The organism is Pseudomonas sp. PLMAX (assembly GCF_046042685.1).
Lineage (GTDB): Bacteria > Pseudomonadota > Gammaproteobacteria > Pseudomonadales > Pseudomonadaceae > Aquipseudomonas > Aquipseudomonas putida_AE.
The window spans coordinates 3769294-3792282 of sequence record NZ_CP064949.1 but is presented as its reverse complement, the minus strand read 5'-3'; the positions used below and the strand labels follow the sequence as shown (position 1 = coordinate 3792282).

Annotated in this window: 18 protein-coding genes; 17 read left to right on the top strand and 1 reads right to left on the bottom strand. The window is 63.4% G+C overall.

The genetic code is table 11. From position 1 onward, the window contains the following. Positions 1-106 precede the first annotated feature (106 nt). Positions 107-1156 (top strand): ABC transporter substrate-binding protein, encoded by a 1050-nt coding sequence (locus DKB71_RS17410; RefSeq protein ID WP_408596164.1) that lies wholly within the window; start codon positions 107-109, stop codon positions 1154-1156. Positions 1157-1233: 77 nt separating this feature from the next. After that, a complete protein-coding gene (locus tag DKB71_RS17405) occupies positions 1234-2025 on the top strand; it encodes a class II aldolase/adducin family protein (protein ID WP_408596162.1) in 792 nt (263 codons plus the stop codon). A 138-nt stretch (positions 2026-2163) separates the two neighbouring features. On the opposite strand, the gene DKB71_RS17400 is transcribed toward DKB71_RS17405, so the two are convergent. Next, the gene (locus DKB71_RS17400) at positions 2164-2745 is read right to left on the bottom strand and encodes a hypothetical protein (RefSeq protein WP_408596160.1); all 582 of its coding nucleotides are present in this window, start codon (positions 2743-2745) and stop codon (positions 2164-2166) included. A 154-nt stretch (positions 2746-2899) separates the two neighbouring features. Between DKB71_RS17400 and DKB71_RS17395 the strand changes: the two genes are divergently transcribed. From DKB71_RS17395 to DKB71_RS17325, 15 genes are all read left to right on the top strand, one after another. Next, positions 2900-3547 carry a TetR family transcriptional regulator C-terminal domain-containing protein gene (locus DKB71_RS17395; protein ID WP_274075752.1) on the top strand — a complete coding sequence of 216 codons (648 nt, stop codon included), beginning with the start codon at positions 2900-2902 and terminating at the stop codon, positions 3545-3547. Between the two features lie 74 nt (positions 3548-3621). Continuing rightward, positions 3622-4338 (top strand): response regulator, encoded by a 717-nt coding sequence (locus tag DKB71_RS17390; RefSeq protein WP_408596157.1) that lies wholly within the window; start codon positions 3622-3624, stop codon positions 4336-4338. A gap of 5 nt (positions 4339-4343) precedes the next feature. Beyond that, the gene (locus DKB71_RS17385; RefSeq protein ID WP_408596155.1) at positions 4344-5117 is read left to right on the top strand and encodes a substrate-binding periplasmic protein; all 774 of its coding nucleotides are present in this window, start codon (positions 4344-4346) and stop codon (positions 5115-5117) included. Then, positions 5114-7360 (top strand): ATP-binding protein, encoded by a 2247-nt coding sequence (locus tag DKB71_RS17380; protein ID WP_408596153.1) that lies wholly within the window; start codon positions 5114-5116, stop codon positions 7358-7360. The genes DKB71_RS17385 and DKB71_RS17380 overlap by 4 nt, the downstream gene beginning before the upstream one ends. Before the next feature lie 207 nt (positions 7361-7567). After that, positions 7568-8980 (top strand): amino acid permease, encoded by a 1413-nt coding sequence (locus DKB71_RS17375; RefSeq protein WP_408596151.1) that lies wholly within the window; start codon positions 7568-7570, stop codon positions 8978-8980. 348 nt (positions 8981-9328) lie between these two features. Next, the gene (locus tag DKB71_RS17370; protein ID WP_408596149.1) at positions 9329-10120 is read left to right on the top strand and encodes an enoyl-CoA hydratase/isomerase family protein; all 792 of its coding nucleotides are present in this window, start codon (positions 9329-9331) and stop codon (positions 10118-10120) included. A 43-nt stretch (positions 10121-10163) separates the two neighbouring features. Further along, the gene (locus DKB71_RS17365; protein ID WP_274075746.1) at positions 10164-11324 is read left to right on the top strand and encodes an acyl-CoA dehydrogenase family protein; all 1161 of its coding nucleotides are present in this window, start codon (positions 10164-10166) and stop codon (positions 11322-11324) included. A gap of 18 nt (positions 11325-11342) precedes the next feature. Further along, positions 11343-13442, top strand: coding sequence for an acetate--CoA ligase family protein (locus DKB71_RS17360; RefSeq protein WP_408596147.1), 2100 nt, complete (start codon positions 11343-11345; stop codon positions 13440-13442). A gap of 10 nt (positions 13443-13452) precedes the next feature. Continuing rightward, on the top strand, positions 13453-15060 hold the full coding sequence (locus DKB71_RS17355) for a 5-guanidino-2-oxopentanoate decarboxylase (protein ID WP_408596145.1): 1608 nt from the start codon (positions 13453-13455) through the stop codon (positions 15058-15060). A gap of 28 nt (positions 15061-15088) precedes the next feature. Beyond that, positions 15089-16279: a pyridoxal phosphate-dependent aminotransferase gene (locus DKB71_RS17350; RefSeq protein WP_406590803.1), complete on the top strand. Its 1191-nt coding sequence runs from the start codon at positions 15089-15091 to the stop codon at positions 16277-16279. After that, positions 16272-17687, top strand: coding sequence for an aldehyde dehydrogenase family protein (locus DKB71_RS17345; RefSeq protein ID WP_408596143.1), 1416 nt, complete (start codon positions 16272-16274; stop codon positions 17685-17687). The genes DKB71_RS17350 and DKB71_RS17345 overlap by 8 nt, the downstream gene beginning before the upstream one ends. Before the next feature lie 98 nt (positions 17688-17785). Further along, positions 17786-19387, top strand: a complete 1602-nt coding sequence (locus DKB71_RS17340) for an ABC transporter substrate-binding protein (protein ID WP_408596141.1) — start codon at positions 17786-17788, stop codon at positions 19385-19387. Positions 19388-19549: 162 nt separating this feature from the next. Continuing rightward, positions 19550-20509 carry an ABC transporter permease gene (locus tag DKB71_RS17335; protein WP_274075740.1) on the top strand — a complete coding sequence of 320 codons (960 nt, stop codon included), beginning with the start codon at positions 19550-19552 and terminating at the stop codon, positions 20507-20509. Positions 20510-20512: 3 nt separating this feature from the next. Then, positions 20513-21340: an ABC transporter permease gene (locus DKB71_RS17330; RefSeq protein ID WP_274075739.1), complete on the top strand. Its 828-nt coding sequence runs from the start codon at positions 20513-20515 to the stop codon at positions 21338-21340. A 2-nt stretch (positions 21341-21342) separates the two neighbouring features. Continuing rightward, positions 21343-22989 carry an ABC transporter ATP-binding protein gene (locus DKB71_RS17325; RefSeq protein ID WP_408596138.1) on the top strand — a complete coding sequence of 549 codons (1647 nt, stop codon included), beginning with the start codon at positions 21343-21345 and terminating at the stop codon, positions 22987-22989.

The following is a 22989-nucleotide window of genomic DNA, read 5'->3' as shown; positions in this document are numbered from 1 at the left end:
CCTTGAGTAGTTTCGTCTCGAGCCCGCTCCTGGGGCCACCCTCACCAACAATAAAAAAGGGCCATGCCGACCTGCAGTCGCCTGGCACCTGCACGAGGAATCACTGATGAAATCGAATACGCTCAAGCACGGTTTTTATCCCTTGGCGTTGACCTTGGCCATGGGCCTGGGCAGCGCACAGGCAGCATCGGAGATGGTGGTGGTCGGTTACGGCGGCGCCGGACAAAAAGCCCAGGACGTGGCGTTCTTCCAGCCTTTTGCCGCCGTGGATCAGAGCAAGGTGATCCAGAGTGAATACAACGGCGAGATGGCGAAAATCAAAGTCATGGTCGACACCGGCAACGTCGACTGGGACGTGGTGCAGATCGAAGGCCCGGACCTGATGCGCGGTTGCGAGGAAGGCATGTACGAGCGGCTGGACTGGACCCGTGTGGGGCACGCCGACCAGTTGATCCCCGACGCGGCGCAGGAATGCGGTTCCGCCGCGCTGGTGTGGAGCGTGGCCATTGCCTACGACACCGACAAACTGGCCCAGGCCCCGACCTCCTGGGCAGACTTCTGGGACGTGAAGAAAACCCCCGGCAAGCGTGGGCTGCGTAAACGTGCGGTGTACAACCTTGAATTCGCCTTGCTGGCCGACGGTGTCAAGGTCGATGACGTCTACAAGGTGCTTGGCACCCCGCAGGGCGTGGACCGGGCATTCGCCAAACTCACTGAGCTCAAGCCTTACATCCAGTGGTGGGAGGCGGGCGCGCAACCGCCGCAATGGCTGACCGCTGGCGATGTGGTGATGACCTCGACCTACAGCGGGCGCATTGCCGACGCCGCGCAGAAAGGCAGCCACCTGGGTCTGGTCTGGCCCGGCAGCCTGTACGGCATGGACTACTGGGCGATCATCAAGGGCTCCCGGCACGTCGACCAGGCCAAGCGCTTCATCGCCTTCGCCAACCAGCCGGATGCACAGGTGAAATACGTCGAGCAGATCCCCTACGGCCCGACCAACATCCAGGCCGCCGCGCGGCTCGATGACAAACTGGCGCAGTGGGTGCCCACGGCGCCGCAGAACCTCAAGGGCGCGTTGTCGATGAACGTCGAATTCTGGGTCGACCATGGCGAAGAACTGGAAGAGCGCTTCAACGCCTGGGCCAGCAAATAAGTCGCGAGGATGGCTGGACGTGTCGAAGCGTCCAGTCTTTCTGTCTGCCCAGCCGAACTGCCTGGAGAATCCGCCCGATGAACAACATCGCCACACCCCTGACCACCCCTGAACGCAGCGTGACCGAACAGCGCCTGCGCGAAGAACTGGCGGCCTGTTATCGCCTGATTGCGCACTTTCGCATGACCGACCTGATCTTCACCCACATCTCGGTGCGTATTCCGGGACCTGAGCATCACTTCCTGATCAATCCCTACGGGCTGATGTTCGACGAAATCACCGCGTCCAACCTGGTCAAGATCGACCTCGATGGCCGCGCCGTCGAGCCGTCGCCGTACCCGGTGAACCCGGCCGGGTTCGTGATCCACAGCGCCATTCACGGCGCCCGGGAAGATGCGCAGTGCGTGCTGCACACCCACACCAAGTCCGGTTGTGCGGTGGCGGCGCTCAAGTGCGGGTTGTTGCCGGTGAACCAGATTTCCATGGAGTTCTATGGCCGGGTTGCCTACCACGACTACGAAGGCGTGGCGCTGGACATGAGTGAGCAGCAACGGTTGGTGGCGGACATGGGCGACAAGCCGGTATTGATGCTGCGTAACCATGGCCTGCTGACCGTGGGCGAAACCGTCAGCCAGGCATTTTTGCGCATGTATTACCTGGAAAAGGCCTGCGAAATCCAGCTGGCGGCGCAGGCGGCTGGCGAGGTGGTGTTGCCACCGGATGAGGTTTGTGCGCATACCGAGCGGCAGTTCAATGATCCGGGGCGGCCGCTTGAGGAGGGGGAGTTGAGCGATCCGGATGCGATGCAATTGGCTTGGGCGGCGTTGTTGAGGTTGCTGGAGCGGGTGGCGCCGGGTTATCGGGATTGATCTGAATGCTCGGTTGTACGGGCTGGCCTCATCGCTGGCAAGCCAGCTCCTACGGGGTTATGGGTGTACGCAGAATCCGTGACCAACGCGTAACCTGTAGGAGCTGGCTTGCCAGCGATGGCGGCGGACCTGCCAACTTCACAACCCTGGCCTGGCCCCAAGGCACGCGTGTTTCAACCCTTGATTGTCTTGCGGCAACGAAAATGTAGCGGTCAATGGCTTGCCACCGGTTTCTGCAGGGGCCAACGCAAGTTTCAGCGGTTGACCCCGCGAAGCATCGCTCAGCCAATACTCCAGCTCAGGCGCTGGCATGTCCGTACTGATCGAAAACACGTTACCCACCTGGAAAGCCCCGCCAGCGGTCCAGCTGCCGGAAACCCGATGCTCGACGCTGGGACGTGTTCCCGTCGTGATCTGCAGGGGCCCATCGGCGGTTGCATCGGGACCTTCAAAGGGATCGCTGTCAAAACCCAGGGATGCCGGTGCGATCTGCAGGGTCAAACGGGCTGTTTGGGAACAACTGATCTGCAACGTGGCATTGACGCGATTATCCCCATAGGCACTGTCCCCGAAGGTCCGTGCGGTGAGCAGGGCACTCTCGGCGTAGGGTTGTTCCAGCAACCACACCGGGTGCACCTGTTGGATCACCTCGATCCCGGCAGCGGCGAAGGGTGACAGGCACAGGGCAGCCAATGCGGTATTGCGAAGTGAGCAAATCATGAAGGTGTATTAAATGGCGAGGCGGACGGTGAGGGTAATACGCAATCTAATGTAGGAGCCAGGCTTGCCTGCGAAGAACGATTACACGATGTGGCAGCCAAACCGCCTCTTGCTGTACAGTCGTTCAACGATGGACAAACCAGGAGCGTCGCCCATGAACCAGGAAGCCCGTTTTTCTCGCATGGAACCGGAGTTGCGCAAAGCCAACCTGATCGAGGCGACGCTGGTGTGCCTCAAGCGCCATGGCTTCCAGGGCGCGTCGATCCGCAAGATTTCCGCCGAGGCGGGTGTGTCGGTGGGGCTGATCAGCCATCACTATTCGGGCAAGGACGAACTGGTGGCCGAGGCCTACATGGCGATCACCGGGCGCGTCATGACCCTGCTGCGCGATGCCATGGAGCAAGCGGCCCCCAATGCCCGCGAGCGCCTGTCGGCGTTTTTCCGCGGTTCGTTCTCCGCCGAATTGCTCGACCCGCAGCTGATCGACGCCTGGCTCGCCTTCTGGGGCGCGGTGAAAACCGCCGAGGCGATCAATCAGGCCCACGATCATTCCTATGGCGAGTACCGCGCGATCCTGGGCAAGGTGCTCAGGGAATTGGCGCAGGAGGAGGGCTGGGAGAATTTCGATGCCGACCTGGCCGCGATCAGCCTCAGCGCACTGCTCGATGGCCTGTGGCTGGAGTCCGGGCTCAACCCCGGGACCTTTACCCCCGAGCAGGGCATGCAGATTTGCGAGGCCTGGGTCGATGGTTTGCAGGCCGGCGGCCGCCAGCGTTTTTGCGTGCAGACGAGCAGCTGTTGATCACCCGTTCAGCAGTGGCTACTCTCTGCCGCTGATGCAGTCCCCCTAATAAGAAACAAGCAGGACACCCAGCAATGACTCCTCGGGTACTGATCGTCGATGACGATCCGCTGATTCGCGAACTGTTGCATGCCTACCTGTCCCAGGAAGGCTACGACGTGCATTGCGCCGCCACGGCGGAACTGGCCGAAACCTTCCTGGCCAGCCAGGCCGTCGACCTGGTCATGCTCGATATCCGCCTGCCGGGCAAGGACGGCTTGACCCTGACCCGCGAACTGCGGGTGCGCTCGGAAGTCGGGATCATCCTGATCACCGGTCGCAACGACGAAATCGACCGCATCGTCGGCCTCGAATGCGGCGCTGACGACTACGTGATCAAGCCCCTCAACCCGCGGGAACTGGTGTCCCGGGCAAAAAACCTGATTCGCCGGGTCCGCCATGCGCAAACGCCACAGCCGGTCGCCGCCGTCGCCAAACCGGTCAAGCAGTTCGCCGATTGGGCGCTGGACACCGACCGTCGGCGCCTGATTGACCCGGCCGGCTGCGAGACTTTGCTGACCCACGGCGAATACCAGTTGCTCAGCGTGTTCTTGCGCAACAGCGGCCACACCCTCAGCCGCGACCAGTTGATGGACCAGATCCGCAACCGCGAATGGGTGCCCAACGACCGCTCGATCGACGTGCTGGTCGGGCGCCTGCGCCGCAAGTTGCACGACGATCCCGCCGAACCGCAGCTGATCATCACCATCCACGGCGCCGGTTACCTGTTCACTGCCAGCCTGGCGGCGTGACGGCAGTGGGGCGCTGGCTCTGGGTGGTGCTGGTGTTGTTGGCGGGCACGGTGCAGGCCGCGGAAAAAATCCGCTACTGCGATTACCCGGTGTATCCGCCGATTTCCTGGAGCGACGGCAAGCAGGTCCGCGGCCTGGCGCCGAGCGTGGTCAAGCAGTTGTTCGGCCAGCTCGGCTACGAGGTCGAGGTCGTGGTGTTGGGCAACTGGAAGCGCTGCCTGCTCGACGCCGCCGAAGGCCGGGTCGATGTGGTGCTGGCCTACAGCACCGCGCAACGGGAACAGAGCATGCTGTTTTCCAGCGTACCGGTGCTGCGCGAAGAAGTGGCGTTGTTCATCAATCGCCAGCATCCGGTAAAGTTCGAACACTTGCAGGACCTGGCCCATTACCGTGGCGGCCTGCTGTTCGGTGAAAGCTACGGCGTGGCGTTCGATCGCATGGTCGCGCAGCACAACAACATCGAATGGGTCGCCAGCAGCCGGCAGAACTTCGGCAAGCTGATTCGCGGGCGCATCGATTTCATCACTCAGGAGCGCCGCACCGGCGAGCTGTACGTGGAAAACCTGCCCGGCGCCGAGGACATCGTCGCCTTGCCCAAGGCCCTGAGCGTGGACTACCTGCGGGTCGCCGTTTCCCGCCGCTCGCCACTGGCCGCACAGATGCCGCAGATCGATGCGCAGTTGCAGCGCATGGTCGATGCCGGTGATGTCGAGCGCCTGCTCAATGAAAGCGAAGTCACCTACCGCGACATGATCAACCTGCCGGCGGACGCGCAATGATTCGCGCGCGTCCCGGCGGACTGTTGCGGCGCCTGCTGCTGTTCATTCTGCTGTTCAGCCTGTGTTTTACCGTGCTGGCCAGCAGCGTGCAGCTGTACATCGAGTATCGCCGGGAAATGCGCGAGATCGACTCGCGCATGGAGCTGATCCGCGCCGGTTACCTGGCCAGCCTGGAGCGCAGCCTCTGGGATCTGGACGAGGAGCAGTTGAAGGTGCAGTTGCGCGGTCTGGTGGATTTCTCCGACGTCGCCAGGGTGCATTTGACCGGGGCCGATTTCGACCTGGTGCAAGGCAACCCCGCGCCTGCAGGGCCGTTGCGTATCGAGCGTTTTGCCCTGGATTACCAACCGCCTTCGGGCCCGTTGCGTCATCTCGGCGAACTGCAGGTCAGCACCGATTTGGGGGCGGTGTATCAACGCCTGTATGCCACCGGCCTGACCAACCTGTTGTGGATGGCGGTGTTTTTCTGCGGCCTGTCGGTGGCGCTGTCGGGCCTGTTCTATCGGCTGGTGACCCGCCACCTGAAAGTCATGGCCGAATTTGCCCGGCGCATTGCCGCCGGGCAATGGCACGAGCCGTTGCGCCTGGACAAGCGGCGCAGCGCGCAGAACGACGAGATCGACACCGTGGCCCATGCCCTCGACGACATGCGCAGGGCGATCCTCAGTGACATCGACCGCCGGGAAACCGACCGCCTGGCCCTGCAGGACAACCGCGATGAATTGCTACGAATGGTCGAGCGCCGCACCGCCAGCCTGATGCGCGCCAAGGACGAAGCCGAAGCGGCCAACCTCGCCAAATCGCGGTTCCTGGCGACCATGAGCCACGAGTTGCGCACGCCGCTCAACGGCATCCTGGGCATGGCCGAATTATTGCGTGGTGCCCGTCTCGACCCGCAGGACGGCAAGCGCCTGGATGCGCTGCACAAGGCTGGCGAGGGGCTGCTGACCATCCTCAACGAAGTGCTGTATTTCGCCAAGCTGGAGGAGGGGACCAGCCTGCCTGAACCGGTGAATTTCTCCATTCGCCAATTGCTCGACGAAGTCCTCACGTTGCTCGAACCCAAGGCGCTGGACAACGACACGGTCCTCAATTGCCGGGTCGATCAGCAGGTCGCCGAGCATCACCACGGCGCTGAGCAGTACTTGCGGCAGGTGTTGAGCAACCTGTTGGCCAACGCGATCAAGTTCACTGAAGGCGGCGACGTCAGTGTCGAAGTGGCGTTGCTTGCGCCCGGACAACGTTTGCGGGTGAGTGTCACGGACAATGGCATTGGCATTGCCCCGGCGATGCAGGCGAAGATCTTCGAACGCTTCACCCAGGCCAGCGAAGAAGTCGCCCAGCGTTATGGCGGCACGGGATTGGGCTTGGCCATCTGCAAACACCTGGTGGAGAAGATCGGCGGTTGCATCGGCGTCAGCAGCGAAATCGGGCGCGGCAGTTGTTTCTGGTTCGAAGTGACGCTGCAGCCGGCGATCGCTGCTGTGAACCCGGCGCCGACCCAGATGGCGGGCCCGGCGCTGGACATCCTGGTGGTCGAGGACGTGGCGCTCAATCGTGAAGTCGCCGAGGGCCTGCTGCGACGGGACGGGCATGGGGTCTGGCTGGCTATCGATGCTGAACAGGCTTTGGTGCAATGCGCGGCGCGGACGTTTGACCTGATTTTGCTGGATGTGCACCTGCCGGGGATGAGTGGCGTCCAGTTGTGCCAACAGATCCGTAGCGACGACGGACCGAACCGGCAAACACGTATCTTTGCCCTGACCGCCAGCGTGCAACCGGCGCTGGTGCGCGGTTACCTGGATGCCGGCATGGATGGCATCCTGGCCAAACCCTTGAAGCTGGAGAACCTGCGACAGGTGCTGGCGGGGCAGGCCACTCCCGCCCCGTCGCCGGTAGACGATGAAGCGATGGACTGGCCCTTGCTGCAAACCCATCGCACCTTGCTCGGCGATCAGAAAGTACAGGGCCTGCTGGCCGTGCTGCGCGATTCGATCCTGCAACACCGTGAGGCACTGAGCGAAGCCATCGAAGCCGACGATTGCACCGAAGTTGCACAGCTTGCCCACCGTTTGGCCGGCAGCAGCGATTCCCTGGGGTTTCGTGCATTGGCCTTGGTATTACGCACATTGGAAGAGGCGGCGCTGGGCAATGATGAACCGACGATTCGAGCGATGGTGCCCGCCGTCGAAGTACAACTGCAACGTTCACTGCATACCCTCAAAGGCCTGTTGCAGAGCTGACGTACATTTTTGTTACGACTTTCTACAACTTCGATCTTTACGTACAACGCGACCTTACATGGCTTTCCAATAATCGACGCAACCGCCGCAGCGCGGTCTTCGAAGCTTATTGGAGATAATAATAATGAATTGCCGTAAAGCTCCTTCCTCCCTGCGCCGTGACGAGCTGTCATGCGCTGTCCGTGCCACCGACTCGAGGTGCCGGGCATGAGCGAATCCACTGATCGTAAAGGCATCCAACTGACCCGCGCCCTGAAAAGCCGGCACATTTTCATGCTGTCCCTGGGCGGCGTGATCGGCACCGGGCTGTTCATGGGTTCCGGCGTGACCATCAACCAGGGCGGGCCGGTGGGGGCGATCCTGGCGTACCTGGTTGCCGGTTTCCTGATGTATCTGGTGATGGTCTGCCTGGGCGAACTGTCGGTGCAGATGCCGGTGTCCGGTTCGTTCCAGACCCACGCCACCAAATTCATCGGCCCGGCCACCGGCTTCATGATCGGCTGGGTGTACTGGATGAGCTGGGCCACCACCGTGGGCCTGGAATTCACCGCCGCCGGGATGCTGATGACCCGCTGGTTCCCGGCGGTGCCGATCTGGTACTGGTCGGCGCTGTTCGTGGTGGTGCTGTTCGGTATCAATGCCCTGGCGACCCGTGCCTTCGGTGAAGCGGAATACTGGTTCTCCGGGATAAAGGTCGCGGCGATTCTCGGGTTCATCGTGGTCGGCGTGCTGGTGATCTTCGGTGTGATGCCGCTGAGCAGTGGCGCACCGGCGCCGATGGCAACCAATCTGATCGGTGATTCGCTGTTCCCCAACGGCCTGTCCGCGGTGTTCGCGGTGATGATGACCGTGGTCTATGCCTTCCAGGGCTGCGAGATCATGGGTGTGGCGGCGGGTGAAACCGATCAGCCGGAAAAAAGCATTCCCCGTGCAGTGCGCAACGTGGTGTTCCGTGTACTGATCTTTTACGTGCTGGCTATTATCGTCTTGTCGGCGATCGTGCCGTGGCAGCAGGCGGGGCTGATGGAAAGCCCGTTCGTGCAGGTGTTCGACATGGTCGGCATTCCCTACGCCGCCGACCTGATGAACTTCGTGATCCTCACGGCGATCCTGTCGGTGGGCAACTCCGGCCTGTATGCCTCGACGCGCATCCTGTGGGCCATGTCGAAAACCGGCATGGCGCCGAAAAGTCTTTCGCCACTAAGCAAGCGCGGCGTGCCGTTGCGCGCCTTGAGCATCACCCTGTGCTTTGCGCTGGTGTCGCTGATGACCAGTTTCGTCGCCGCCGACACCTTGTTCATGGTGCTGATGGCGGTGAGCGGGATGTCGGGCACCGTGACCTGGATTGTCATCGCACTGGCGCAGTACAAGTTCCGCAAGGCCTACCTGCGTGACGGCGGCCAACTCAGCGACCTGAAATACCGCGCACCGTGGTTCCCGGTGTTGCCGCTGATGTGCATCGCACTGTGCTGCTCGCTGTTCGTGTTCCTGGCGCTGGATGAAACCCAGCGCCCGTCGCTGTATTGGGGCTTTGGATTCATTGCGCTGTGTTATGGCGCGTACTTCCTGATCCATCGCAAGCGCGGGGCGGTGCTGGCGCCGAGCCTGCCGACTGTTTAATTCCTTCTATCACACACATTCCCTGTGGGAGCGGGCTTGCTCGCGAAAGCGCTGTGTCAGTCACCAATAATGTTGACTGACAGGGGCCTCTTCGCGAGCAAGCCCGCTCCCACATTGGTTTTGTGGTGGGCAATAGATCTGCGTCCTGTCGCCAGTTGTTCGAAGTTGTAACAGCAGCAGAGGCGCATCCCTCGAAATCTGAAAAAAAACTAATAAAACCAATGTGTTATTGAATATTCGAGCGTGTTACAGCCCATTTCTCCACCGATTGCCGCCTTACTGAACACTCGTTTAGTATGGCCTCAAGTCGCATCACCTCAGACCAATCACAATAATTCGAGGACTCGCATGACTACTCATGATTCGCTGCTCAGTCAGGTCGAAGCCGGCGTTGCCTGGATCACCCTCAATCGCACGGCCCAGCGCAACGCGCTGGACATTCCGACCCTGCAAAACCTGCACGCCTTGCTCGACACCTTCAACGCCGATCCGGCGGTGCGCGTGGTGGTCTTGACCGGCAGCGGTCGCAGCTTCTGCGCCGGCGCCGACCTGGCGGAATGGGCTGAAGCCGAAGCCCGTGGTGCCCTGGAAACCTACGGCTGGACCGAAACCGCCCACGCCCTGATGACCCGCCTGCACAGCCTGGAAAAACCGACCATCGCCGCGATCAACGGCACCGCCGTCGGCGCCGGGATGGACCTGACCCTATGCTGCGACCTGCGCATCGCCGGGCAGTCGGCTCGGTTCAAGGCCGGCTACACCAGCATGGCCTATTCGCCCGACGCCGGCGCCAGCTGGCACCTGCCACGGCTGATCGGCACCGAACAAGCCAAGCGGCTGCTGTTCCTCGACGAATTGTGGGGCGCCGACCGCGCCTTGGCCGCCGGGCTGGTCGGCGAAGTCTGCGCCGACGAGCAACTGCTGAGCGTCACTGGCGAACTCGCCGCACGCCTGGCCGCCGGGCCGACCTTTGCTTTCGCCCAGACCAAAAAGCTCATGCGCGAAGGCGCCGAGCGCAGCTTGCCCGAGCAACTGCAAGCGGAACTGGCCGCCGGCCTGCTTTGTGGGCGCAGTGAAGACGGCAACGAAGCCCTGCGCGCCGCCACGGAAAAACGCCCGGCACGTTTTATCGGTCGCTAAACCTCGGCAAACCTCTCATTGCACACGAACAACAGGTAGCAGCATGAATTTCCAACTGACCCAAGAACAAGAAATGTTGGTGGACTCGGTACGCAGCTTCGTCGAGAAGGAACTGCTGCCCTATGAAACCGAGGTCGACCGCGCCGACGAAGTCTCCCCGCAGCTGGCCGCGCAGATCCGCGGCAAGGCGATCGCCGCCGGTTTCTATGCTTTCAACATGCCGGAGGAGGTGGGCGGTGGTGGCCTGGACTACCTGTCCCAGGCACTGATCGAACGTGAGCTGTCCAAGGTCTCCTGGGCGCTGCACGTTTTCGTTGCGCGGCCGTCGAAAATCCTCATGGCCTGCACCGGCGAGCAGATCAACGACTACCTGTTGCCGTGCATCCAGGGCGAGAAAATCGACTGCTTCGCCCTGACCGAACCGGGCGCCGGCTCCGACGCCAACGCGATCAAGACCCGCGCTGTGCGTGAGGGTGACGACTTCGTGCTCAACGGCAGCAAGCACTTCATCAGCCACGCCGGCCACGCCGATTTCGCCATCGTCTTCGCCGTCACCGACACCTACGAACACAACGGCCGCAAGCGCAACGCCGTGACCTCGTTCCTGGTCGACCGCAACACCCCGGGCATGACCATCCGCCGGGGTCCCAAGTGTGTGAGCAACCGCGGTTACCACACCTTCGAAATGTTCTTCGACGACTGCCGCGTTCCGGCCAATAAAGTGCTGGGCGAAGTCGGCAAGGGTTGGGACGTGGCCAACGCCTGGCTCACCGCCGGCCGGGTCATGGTCGCCGCCAACTGCGTAGGCCAGGCGCAACGGGCACTGGACGTGTCGCTGCAATGGGCGGCGGATCGCAAACAGTTCGGCCAGGCCATCGGCAACTTCCAGGGCGTGTCGTTCAAGCTGGCCGACATGGCCACGCAGATTCGCGCTGCCGAGCTGCTGACCCTGCACACCGCCTGGAAAATGGACCAGGGCACCATGACCGACGGCGAGGCCGGCATGGCCAAGCTGTTCGCCAGCGAAGTGCTCGGTCGCGCGGCTGACGAGGCGGTGCAGATTTTCGGTGGCATGGGCCTGATGGACGAAAGTCCGGTGGAACGCATCTGGCGTAACGCGCGGATCGAGCGGGTCTGGGAAGGCACCTCGGAAATCCAGCGGCACATCATTTCCCGCGAACTGCTGCGGCCGCTGCTGCGCTGATCGGCCCGGAGAATTCCCATGTCCCAGACCATTCGTGACAACCTCAAGCGCATGCTCGCGCCCCGCCATGTGGCCTTTGTCGGCGGCCGCAGCATGGCCCGCGCGCTCAAACGCTGCGCCGAGGGCGGCTACCCAGGACAGATGTGGCTGGTCAACCCGCAGCACGACAGCCTCGAAGGCGTGCCGTGCGTGCGCAGCGTTGCCGACCTGCCGTGCGGGCCCGACGCGGTGTTCATTGCCACCAACCGCGACCTGACCCTGACCTGCGTCGCGGAGCTTGCCGCCATCGGCACCGGCGGCGCGATCTGCTACGCCTCGGGTTTCGCCGAGACCGGCGCCGAAGGCCAGGCCCTGCAACAGCAATTGCTCGAAGCCGCGGGCGACATGGCCTTGCTCGGCCCCAACTGCTACGGCCTGCTCGACTATCTGCACAGCAGCGCGCTGTGGCCGGTGGCCCATGGCGGCAAAGCGGTGGAGAAGGGCGTGGCGGTGCTGACCCAGAGCGGCAACTTCGCCTACAACCTGTCCATGAGCGACCGCTCGCTGCCGGTGGCCTACATGGCCTCGGTGGGCAACCAGGCGCAACTGGGCGTGGCCGAACTGATGGACGTGCTGCTCGACGAGCCGCGTGTCACCGCCATCGGCCTGCACCTGGAAGGCCTGAAGAACGTCCCGGGATTCGCCCGCGCCGCGCACAAGGCGCTGGAGAAGGGTATTCCGATCATTGCGCTGAAAACCGGCGTGTCGCAGATCGGCGCTGAACTGGCCCTGAGTCACACCAGTTCGCTGTCCGGTTCAGATGCGTTGTACGACGCGCTGTTCGATCGCCTCGGGGTGATTCGCGTCAGCGGCCCGGTGAGCTTCGTCGAAACCCTGAAAGCCGCCGCCTGCGGCAACTTGCCGGCGGGCAACAGCCTGATCGCGCTGGCCTGTTCCGGTGGCGATGCTGGTTTGATCGCCGACTACGCGGAACGCAATGAACTGGCTTTGCCCAAGCTCGATGCCGGGCAAGTCGGCGAACTGGCCGAGGTCCTGCCCAGCTACGCCAACCTGGTCAACCCGCTGGATTTCACCACGGCGATCTGGGGCGACGGCGAGGCGCTGAACCGCATGCTCGACAGCGCCCTGCGCACCGAAGCCGATGCGGCGATGCTGGTGCTCGACTATCCGGCGGAATTTACCGGCGAGCGCAAGGAGTGCGACCTGCTGCTGGACCTGTACTGCAAGGCGCTGGTGCGGCATGGCAAGACCGGATTCGTCACCTCGGCATTCCCGGAACTGTTGCCGGCCCACGCCCGCGAGCAGCTGCATGCCCAGGGTGTGGCGGCATTGCAAGGCGTGGAAGACGGCTTGGCTGCCTGGGGCCGCATCGCCGGTTATCAGCGAAACCGCCAGGCGTTGCTGGCGCTCGGCGAATCGGCCCTGGTGCCGCTGTGTCCGCAGGCGCTGGAAGGCGAAGGCCATCTGCTCAATGAGTGGGACTCGAAACAGGCGTTGCGTGCGTTCGGTCTACCGACACCCAATGGTGTATTGAGCAACCCGGACAACGCGCTGAACGATGCCCAGGCACTGGGTTATCCGCTGGTATTGAAAGCCGTGAGTGCACAGTTGCCGCACAAAACCGAAGCCGGTGCCGTGGCCCTGAACCTCAAGGACAGCGCCGCCCTGAGCGCTGCCCTGGACAACATGCGGGCGAACATTGCCGCGTACGCGCCGGGCGTGCCCTTCGATCAAGTGCTGCTGGAGCCGATGGCCAAGCCACCGCTGGCCGAAATGATCGTCGGCATCAAGCGCGAAAACGATTTTGGCCTGGCGCTGGTGATTGGCGCGGGCGGGATTCTGGTGGAGTTGCTCAAGGACAGTCGCAGCCTGTTGCTGCCGACCAGCGACGGCGCGATTCGCCAAGCCTTGCTGAGCCTGCGCAGCGCCCCGTTGCTGCAAGGTTTTCGCGGGCGCGAAGTGGCGGACCTGGACGCACTGGTGGCGGCGATCCGCGCCGTGGCCGACTACGCCTGCGAAAACGCCGCGCAGTTGCTCGAACTCGATGTGAACCCATTGTTGGTCGGCGCCCATGGCACGACCGCGGTCGATGCGTTGATTCGCATCGCTCATGCGTGAGGACCTGAACATGCAAGACAAAACCTTGACCGGTGGCCAGGCGCTGGTGCGTCTGCTGGCCAACTACGGTGTCGATACCGTGTTCGGCATTCCCGGCGTGCACACCCTTGAGCTGTATCGCGGCCTGCCCGGTAGCGGCATTCGCCACGTGCTGACCCGCCATGAACAGGGCGCCAGTTTCATGGCCGACGGCTATGCCCGGGTCAGTGGCAAACCCGGGGTGTGCTTCGTCATCACCGGCCCCGGCGTGACCAACGCCGCCACCGGTATCGGCCAGGCCTATGCCGACTCGATTCCGATGCTGGTGATTTCCAGCGTCAACCACACCGCCAGCCTCGGCAAGGGCTGGGGCATTCTGCACGAGTGCCAGGACCAGCGCGCCATGACCGCGCCGATCACCGCGTTCTCCGCCGTCGCCTTGACCGCCGAAGACCTGCCGCAATTGATCGCCCGTGCCTATGCGGTGTTCGACAGCGAGCGTCCACGGCCGGTGCACATTTCGGTGCCGCTGGACGTGTTGTCGGCACCCGTGGCGCGAGACTGGAGCAATGACGTGGTGCGTCGTCCGGGGCGTGGTCCGGCGTCCGCCACTGCACTGGATCAAGCCGTGGCCAAGCTCAACGGCGCAAAGCGTCCGATGATCATCGCCGGTGGTGGCGCATTGAATGCGGCGAAAGAACTGAATGAACTCAGCACTCGACTGGCCGCGCCGCTGTTCACCAGCGTTGCCGGCAAGGGCCTGTTGCCTCCCGACGCGCCGCTCAATGCCGGTTCGTCCCTGTGCGTAGAGCCGGGCTGGAACTTGATCGCCGAAGCCGACGTGGTGCTGGCGGTCGGCACCGAAATGGCCGATACCGATTACTGGCGCGAGCGCCTGCCGCTCAACGCTGAACTCCTGCGTGTGGATATCGATCCGCGCAAATTCAACGATTTCTACCCCTGTACGGTGGCGTTGCAGGGTGATGCACAACAAACCCTCAGCGGTTTGCTGGAGCGTCTGCCAAACGATGTACGGGATGCCAGCGCAGCGGTTGCCTCGGTCGCCGCATTGCATGAAGCGGTCAAGGCCAGCCATGGCTCGTTGCAGTCGATCCATCAAGCCATCCTTGATCGCATCGCTGCCGAACTGCCGCAAGACGCCTTCATCAGTACCGACATGACCCAGCTGGCCTACACCGGCAACTACGCCTTCGCCAGCCAGGCCACCCGCAGCTGGTTGCACCCGACCGGTTACGGCACCTTGGGCTACGGCTTGCCGGCCGGTATCGGCGCCAAGTTCGGTGCACCGCAACGGCCAGGCCTGGTGCTGGTGGGCGATGGCGGTTTCCTCTACACCGCGCAGGAACTGGCCACCGCGGTCGAGGAGCTGGATAGCCCGCTGGTGGTGCTGCTGTGGAACAACGACGCCCTGGGGCAGATCCGCGACGACATGCTTGGCCTGGACATCGAGCCGATCGGCGTACTGCCGCGCAATCCGGATTTCGCCGCCCTTGGCCGTGCCTTCGGTTGCACCGTGACCCAGCCGCAGAACCTCGCCGAACTGCAAACCGACCTGCGCCTGGGCTTCAAGCGCAACGGCGTCACCCTGATCGAACTCAAGCACGCCTGCGTTCGTTGACGTTCAACTTTCAAGAGGGAGTAGGGCCATGCGCTTTTCCGATCTGACGCAACGAATCGCCGGTGACGGCGCCGCCGCCTGGGATATTCACTACCGCGCGCTGGCATTGCGCGAGCAGGGCGAAGACATCCTGCTGCTGTCCGTGGGCGACCCGGATTTCGACACGCCACAACCCATCGTCCAGGGGGCGATCGATAGCCTGCTGGCCGGCAACACCCATTACGCTGATGTACGCGGCAAGCGCGCCTTGCGCGAAGCCATCGCCAAGCGTCATCAGCAGCGCAGCGGCCAGGCCGTTTCGGCCGATGAGGTCACGGTGCTGGCCGGGGCGCAATGCGCGTTGTTCTGCGTCGCCCAATGCGTGCTCAATCCCGGTGATGAAGTGATAGTCGCCGAGCCGATGTACGTCACCTACGAAGCGGTGTTCGGCGCATGCGGCGCCAAGGTCGTGCCGGTGCCGGTGCGTTCCGAGAACGGTTTCCGTGTCCTGCCCGAAGACGTCGCCGCCCGCATCACACCGCGTACCCGTGCACTGGCGCTGAACAGTCCGCACAACCCGTCGGGCGCGAGCCTGCCGCGCAGCACCTGGCAAGCCCTGGCGGAACTGTGCATCGCCCACGACCTGTGGCTGATTTCCGATGAGGTCTACAGCGAGCTGCTGTTCGAGGGCGAGCACGTCAGCCCGGCGAGCCTGCCGGGCATGGCCGAGCGCACCGCGACCCTCAACAGCCTGTCGAAATCCCACGCCATGACCGGTTGGCGCGTCGGTTGGGTGGTGGCGTCGCCGTCCCTGACCGCGCACCTGGAAAACCTCGCGCTGTGCATGCTCTACGGCTCGCCGGACTTCGTTCAGGACGCCGCCGTGGTGGCGCTGGAAAGCAACTTGCCGGAACTGGACGCCATGCGCGAAGCCTATCGCCAGCGCCGCGACCTGGTGTGTGAATCCCTGGCCGATTGCCCGGGCGTGCGCGCCCTGAAGCCCGATGGCGGGATGTTCGTGATGGTCGATATCCGCGAAACCGGGCTCAGCGCCCAGGCGTTCGCCGATCGCCTGCTCGATCGCCACGGTGTGTCGGTACTGGCCGGTGAAGCCTTCGGCCCGAGTGCGGCCGGGCACATTCGCCTCGGCCTGGTGGTCGGCGCCGGTCCGCTGCGCGATGCCTGTCAGCGCATCGCCCGTTGTGCCCATGAACTGATGGAGGCCCAGCTGCATGCTTAACCACAAGGCACTGTTTATCGATGGACGCTGGTTGACCCCGTCGGGCCAGGGCATCGCCGAGGTGATCAACCCGGCCACCGAAGAAGTCGCCGGCAGCGTGCCCCTGGGCGACGAACGCGATGTCGACAACGCCGTGGCTGCTGCCCGCAGGGCCTTTGGTCCATGGTCGCGCACGCCGTCGAGCGTGCGTGCCGGCTACATCCGCGCACTGGCAGAACAACTGCGCGCCCGCGCCGATGAAATGGCCGCGGTGATCACCACTGAGCTGGGCATGCCGGTGCAATGGTGCCGTTCAGTGCAGGTGGACGGGCCGATCGTTGGCCTGGAGCAGTACGTCGAACTCGCCGGCCTGTTGGACGAAGTGCGCGAAGTCGGCAACTCGCTGGTGATTCGCGAGGCGGTGGGCGTCTGCGCGTTCATCAATCCGTGGAATTACCCGCTGCACCAGTTGATCGGCAAACTCGCTCCGGCCCTGGCGGCCGGGTGCACGGTGGTGGTCAAGCCGAGTCAGGAAACCCCGCTGCACGCCTTCCTGCTGGCGCAGATGATCGAGGCCATCGGCCTGCCGGCCGGGGTGTTCAACCTGGTCAGCGGGCCCGGTTCGAAAGTTGGCGAAGCGTTGGCCAAACACCCGGATGTGGACATGGTGTCGTTCACCGGCTCCACCGGCGCCGGGGTGCGGGTCGCGCAAGCGGCGGCGCCGTCGGTCAAGCGGGTGTGCCTGGAACTGGGCGGCAAGTCGCCGCTGCTGATCGCCGAGGACGCCGACCTGGCTGCCGCCGTGCGTTATGGCGTGCAGGACGTGATGATCAACTCCGGCCAGACCTGCACGGCGCTGACGCGCATGCTGCTGCCGGCCAGTCGGTATGCCGAGGCCGTGGAACTGGCGTTGGCAGAAACCTTGAGCCTGCGCATGGGCGATCCCCTCGACCCGCAAAGTTTTCTCGGCCCGATGTGTTCGGCCGGCCAGCGCCGTACCGTGCTCGATTACATCAAGGTCGGCCAGGAGGAAGGCGCGCGGCTGCTGTGCGGCGGCGATTCGTCCGCGGCGTTCGAACGGGGTTATTACGTCAGCCCGACGCTGTTCGCCGATGTCGACAACCGCATGCGCATCGCCCAGGAAGAGATCTTCGGCCCGGTGCTGTGCCTGATCCCCTATGCCGATGAGGTGCAGGCGATCCAGCTCGCCAACGACTCGCCGTTCGGCCTGTCCAGCGGCGTCTGGGCCGGCAGTGCCGAACGAGCCCTGCAATTGGGCCGGCAACTGCGGGCGGGCCAGTGCTTTGTCAATGGCGCGGCATTCAATTACCAGGCGCCTTTCGGCGGCTACAAACAATCCGGTAACGGACGTGAATGGGGGGAAGAGGGGCTCAACGAATTCGTCGAAGTGAAGGCGATCCAGGTGTGACTGTTGGCGATTCAAAGGTTATGCGCACCGGGCCCTGGCCCGGTGTCTTGCGTGGTGTTGAACCGGTATTCCATTAGTTTTTGATCAGGGGCAATGCAATGAGCGATAACAAAAACAAGATTACTCAAGCGAACCAAGAATTCAGTTTCCCGCGCAGAGACTTCCTGAAGTACAGCGCGGCAGCTGCGGCGGTGGCCGGAGCGTTCTCCATGGGCCTGCCGTTTGGCGCCATGGCTGCAGAGGCGACACCGAAACCCGGCGGCGTGCTGCGCCTGGGCCTGGCGGGTGCCAGCACCACCGACTCGAAAGACCCCGGCTCCTGGGTCGACACCTTCACCTTTGTCGGCTTCTCGGCGATCTATAACACCCTGACTGAAATCGCCGTAGACGGCTCGGCCATCCCCGAACTGGCTGAAAGCTGGACCTCGACCCCCGACGCCCGCGTCTGGACCTTCAAGTTGCGCCAGGGTGTGACCTTCCACAACGGCAAGACCCTGACCGCCGACGATGTGGTCGCCTCGATCCAGCATCACCTCGGAGAAAAATCCAGCTCGGCGGCCAAGACCGTGTTGGGCGATGTGGCCAAGGTCAGCGCCAACGGCAGCGACAGCGTGGTGTTCGAGCTGCATTCGGGCAATGCCGACTTCACCTACGTGGTCGCCGATTACCATCTGGTGATCATGCCGAGCAAGGACGGCGTGCCGGACTGGCAAGCCGGCGTCGGCACCGGCGGTTATCGTCTCAAGGACTTCGAGCCGGGTGTGCGCATGACCCTGGAGCGCAGCCCGGATTACTGGAAGGCGGGGCGGGCGCACTTCGCTGGCGCCGAACTGGTCGCGATCGGCGATGGCGCCGCGCGAATCAACGCGTTGGTCACGGGCCAGGTAGACGTGATCAACAAGGTCGACCTCAAGACCGTGGCCCTGCTCAAGCGCAACCCGAACCTGGTGATCGAAGAAACCAAAGGCGCCCAGCACTACACCTTCCCGATGCTCACCGACAGCCAGGTGTTCCAGAACAACGACGTGCGCCTGGCGATGAAGCACGCGATCAATCGCGAAACCTTGCTGGCGTCGGTGCTGTACGGCTATGGCCTGGTGGGCAACGATCACCCGATCCAGCCCGGCAGCCGCTTCATCAACACGGCGCTGGAGCAACGTACCTACGATCCGGACAAGGCGCGCTTTCACCTGAAGCAGGCCGGCCTGGATTCGCTCAAGGTCCGCCTGCAGGCCTCCGACGCGGCGTACACCGGGGCTGTGGATGCCTCGGTGCTGTTCAAGGAGCAGGCGCGGGCGGCGGGGATCGACATCGACGTGGTGCGCGAGCCGGCCGACGGTTTCTTCTCCAACGTCTGGATGAAGCAACCCTTCACCACCTCGTTCTGGTACAGCAGCCTGACCGCCGACCGCATGTTCAGCATCGGCTACGCCAAGGGCGCGGCGTGGAACGAAACCCATTGGGACAACCCGCGTTTCAACCAACTGCTCAACGCCGCCCGGGGCGAAATGAACGAGCCGCTGCGCCGCGAGATGTACAACGAAATGCAGGCGCTGTGCCGCGATGACGGCGGGGCGATCGTGCCGCTGTTCGCCAGTTCGGTGGCGGCGCGTTCCAACAAGGTGGCACACGGCGGACAGACCGCGCCTTACGGTGAACTCGACGGTTTGCGCGTCATCGAGCGCTGGTGGCAGGCGTAGTTCCGGCAACGCTGGAGATCCCTGTAGGAGCTGGCTTGCCAGCGAAGGCGTCGGCACAGGCAACAATTGATGTTGGATGACCTACCGCTTTCGCTGGCAAGCCAGCTCCTACAGGGGGAATTCGCAGAATTCGAAGACGTGCCCATTTCAAGGAACCGCACGATGAGAAGTATTTTCAAGCTATTAGGGCAGCGCCTGGCATTAGGCCTGTTATCGCTGTTTGCCGTTTCAGTCATCATCTTCCTCGCCGTAGGACTGCTCCCGGGCGATATCGCCCAGGCCATGCTCGGCCAGTCCGCCACCCCGGAAACCGTGGCGGCCTACCGTGCGCAACTGGGCCTGGACCTGCCGCCCCTGACCCGTTTCGGCCACTGGATCTGGCAATTGCTGCACGGTGACCTGGGCGTGTCGCTGGCCAACCAGCGGCCGATCGCCGATCTGGTCGGCAATCGCCTGGGCAACACCTTCAGCCTGGCCTTGCTGGCGGCCATGGTCTCGGTGCCGCTAGCGTTGTTGCTGGGGATGCTCGCGGCCTTGTATCGCAACAGCTGGTTCGACCGCCTGCTCAACACCTCGGCCCTGAGCGCGGTGTCGTTCCCCGAGTTCTTCGTCGCCTACATCCTGATCCTGGTGTTCGCGGTGAAGCTCAACTGGTTCCCGAGCATTTCCAATCTCTCGCCGAACGCCTCGCTGGGCGAGGTACTGGAGCGCTCGGTGCTGCCGGTGGCGACCCTGAGCCTGGTGGTGATCGCGCAGATGATGCGCATGACCCGCGCCTCGCTGATCAACCTGCTGGCCAGCCCCTACATCGAAATGGCCCGGCTCAAGGGCATCAGCCAGTCGCGGATCATTTTCCGCCATGCCTTGCCCAATGCGCTGGCACCGATCGTCAACGTGGTGGCGCTGAACCTGGCGTACCTGGTGGTCGGCGTGGTGGTGGTCGAGGTGGTGTTTGTCTATCCGGGCCTCGGCCAGTTGCTGGTGGACTCGGTGGCCAAGCGCGACATCCCGGTGGTGCAGGCCTGCAGCCTGATCTTTGCCGCGACTTACATCCTGCTCAATACCAGCGCCGACGTGCTGTCGATTGCCAGCAACCCACGTCTGATGCATCCAAAGGGGTAGACCATGAGCCTGCTTAAAACTTTGCTCCGGGCTCCGCTGAGTGCGCAGTTCGGCTTGCTGGTGATCGTTGTGTACATCCTGGTGGCGTTGTTTGCCCCGGTCCTCGCACCGTTTGGCGAAACCCAGGTGGTGGGCGAGGGCTTCGCACCGTGGGGTGGGCAGTTCCTGCTGGGCACCGATAACCTGGGACGCGACATGTTCAGCCGCCTGGTCTATGGCGCGCGCAACACCTTGGGCATCGCCTTCCTGACCACGGTGCTGGCGTTCCTGTTGGGCGGCACCTGCGGCCTGATTGCGGCGATCAAGGGCGGTGCGATCGACCAGGGGCTGTCGCGGGTGGTGGACATCCTGATGGCCATTCCACAACTGATTTTTGCCTTGCTGATTCTCAGTGTGGTCGGCACCAACGCGACGTCGCTGGTGCTGGTGATCGCGCTGCTGGATGCGACCCGGGTGTTTCGCCTGTCCCGGGCGGTAGCGATGAACGTGGTGGTGCAGGACTTCGTCGAGGCTGCGCGCCTGCGCGGTGAAGGCCTGTACTGGCTGGTGACCCGCGAGGTACTGCCGAATGCGGCGGCGCCGCTGATTGCCGAGTTCGGCCTGCGGTTCTGCTTCGTGTTCCTGTTCATCAGTGCGCTGTCGTTCCTCGGCCTGGGCATCCAGCCGCCCACCGCCGACTGGGGCAGCATGGTGCGCGATAACGCGGTGCTGATCACCTTCGGCGACATCAGTCCCTTACTGCCTGCCCTGGCCGTGGCCTTGATCACGGTCAGCGTCAACTTCGTCGTCGACTGGATGCTGCACAAATCCAGCGGCCTCAAGGAATGCTGAACATGACGACCTCCAAACCCTTGCTGGAAATCCGCAACCTGCACATCGAAGGCCATTACGAGGACGCCTGGCATCCGCTGATCAAGGGCATCGACCTGACCCTGCAACGCGGTGAGGTGCTGGGGCTGATCGGCGAATCGGGGGCGGGCAAATCGACCCTCGGCCTGTCCGCCATGGGTTATACCCGCGACGGCTGCAAGATCACCGGCGGTACCGTGCATTTCGACGGCATCGACCTGCTCAAGGCCAAGCCCGAAGCCCTGCGCAAGTTGCGCGGTTTGCGCATCGCCTACGTCGCGCAAAGTGCCGCGGCTTCGTTCAATCCGGCTCACCGCCTGATCGACCAGCATGTGGAAACGGCGGTGAAAAACGGCGGCATCAGCCGCGAACAGGCCATGCGCGAGGCTGTGGAGTTGTATCGCGTGCTGCGCTTGCCCAACCCCGAACAGATCGGCCAGCGTTACCCGCATCAGGTCTCCGGCGGCCAGTTGCAGCGGGTCATGACTGCCATGGCGATGGCCTGCCACCCGGACCTGATCATCTTCGACGAACCGACCACCGCCCTCGACGTCACGACCCAGATCGAGGTGCTGGCAGCGATTCGCGATGCGGTGAAGACCTACGGCAGTGCGGCGATCTACATCAGCCACGACCTCGCGGTGGTGGCGCAGATGGCCGACCGCATCATGGTGCTGCGCCATGGCAAGCTGGTGGAAGAGGCCGAGACCCGCAAGATGCTCGGTGACCCGCAGGAGGACTACACCAAGTCGTTGTGGGCGGTGCGCAGTTTCCGTACCGAACCCAAGGCGTTGCCGCAGCAGGAGCAACCGCTTCTGGAATTGCGCAAGAGTTGCGCCAGTTACGGCCATCAACCGGTGCTGCACGACGTTTCGTTGAAGTTGTACCGTGGCCAGACCCTGGCGGTGATCGGCGAATCCGGCAGTGGCAAAAGCTCCACCGCGCGCCTGATTACCGGCTTGCTGCCGCCTAGTTACGGCGAGGTGCTGTATGACGGCCAACCGCTGCCAGCGGACTTCCGCCAACGCAGCAAGGAGCAACTGCGGCGCATCCAGATGATTTATCAGATCCCCGACACGGCGCTGAACCCACGCCAGCGCATCGTCGACATCATCGGTCGGCCGTTGACCTTTTATCTCGGGCTCAAGGGCAAGGCCATGCGTGCGCGGGTCGCCGAGCTGCTGGAGATGATCGAACTGGATCCTGCGACCTTCATGGAGCGTCAGCCCCGTGAATTGTCCGGTGGGCAGAAACAGCGGATCTGCATCGCCCGGGCGCTGGCGGCCGATCCGCAGCTGATCATCTGCGACGAAGTCACCTCGGCCCTCGATCAGCTGGTGGCCGAAGGCGTGCTCAAGCTGCTCAACCGCATTCAGCAACAGCTCGGCGTGGCCTACCTGTTCATCACCCATGACGTCGCCACCGTGCGGGCGATCGCCGACGAAGTGCTGGTGATGCAACGGGGCAGGGTGGTGGATCATGGCTCGCGCAGTGCTATTTTTACGCCACCGCATCAGGACTACACCGGATTGCTGTTTTCCTCCGAACCGCAAATGGACCCCGACTGGCTCGACCGCTTGCTGGCCAGCCGTGCTACCCCGAATTCAAACCCTACGCTGGAAAAAGTCTAA

Bases quoted from the DNA above. Each gene is read 5' to 3' on its own strand.
- DKB71_RS17410 (WP_408596164.1), top strand. From the start codon at position 107: ATGAAATCGAATACGCTCAAGCACGGTTTTTATCCCTTGGCGTTGACC.
- DKB71_RS17405 (WP_408596162.1), top strand. From the start codon at position 1,234: ATGAACAACATCGCCACACCCCTGACCACCCCTGAACGCAGCGTGACC.
- DKB71_RS17400 (WP_408596160.1), bottom strand. From the start codon at position 2,745: ATGATTTGCTCACTTCGCAATACCGCATTGGCTGCCCTGTGCCTGTCA.
- DKB71_RS17395 (WP_274075752.1), top strand. From the start codon at position 2,900: ATGAACCAGGAAGCCCGTTTTTCTCGCATGGAACCGGAGTTGCGCAAA.
- DKB71_RS17390 (WP_408596157.1), top strand. From the start codon at position 3,622: ATGACTCCTCGGGTACTGATCGTCGATGACGATCCGCTGATTCGCGAA.
- DKB71_RS17380 (WP_408596153.1), top strand. From the start codon at position 5,114: ATGATTCGCGCGCGTCCCGGCGGACTGTTGCGGCGCCTGCTGCTGTTC.
- DKB71_RS17375 (WP_408596151.1), top strand. From the start codon at position 7,568: ATGAGCGAATCCACTGATCGTAAAGGCATCCAACTGACCCGCGCCCTG.
- DKB71_RS17370 (WP_408596149.1), top strand. From the start codon at position 9,329: ATGACTACTCATGATTCGCTGCTCAGTCAGGTCGAAGCCGGCGTTGCC.
- DKB71_RS17365 (WP_274075746.1), top strand. From the start codon at position 10,164: ATGAATTTCCAACTGACCCAAGAACAAGAAATGTTGGTGGACTCGGTA.
- DKB71_RS17360 (WP_408596147.1), top strand. From the start codon at position 11,343: ATGTCCCAGACCATTCGTGACAACCTCAAGCGCATGCTCGCGCCCCGC.
- DKB71_RS17355 (WP_408596145.1), top strand. From the start codon at position 13,453: ATGCAAGACAAAACCTTGACCGGTGGCCAGGCGCTGGTGCGTCTGCTG.
- DKB71_RS17350 (WP_406590803.1), top strand. From the start codon at position 15,089: ATGCGCTTTTCCGATCTGACGCAACGAATCGCCGGTGACGGCGCCGCC.
- DKB71_RS17345 (WP_408596143.1), top strand. From the start codon at position 16,272: ATGCTTAACCACAAGGCACTGTTTATCGATGGACGCTGGTTGACCCCG.
- DKB71_RS17340 (WP_408596141.1), top strand. From the start codon at position 17,786: ATGAGCGATAACAAAAACAAGATTACTCAAGCGAACCAAGAATTCAGT.
- DKB71_RS17335 (WP_274075740.1), top strand. From the start codon at position 19,550: ATGAGAAGTATTTTCAAGCTATTAGGGCAGCGCCTGGCATTAGGCCTG.
- DKB71_RS17330 (WP_274075739.1), top strand. From the start codon at position 20,513: ATGAGCCTGCTTAAAACTTTGCTCCGGGCTCCGCTGAGTGCGCAGTTC.
- DKB71_RS17325 (WP_408596138.1), top strand. From the start codon at position 21,343: ATGACGACCTCCAAACCCTTGCTGGAAATCCGCAACCTGCACATCGAA.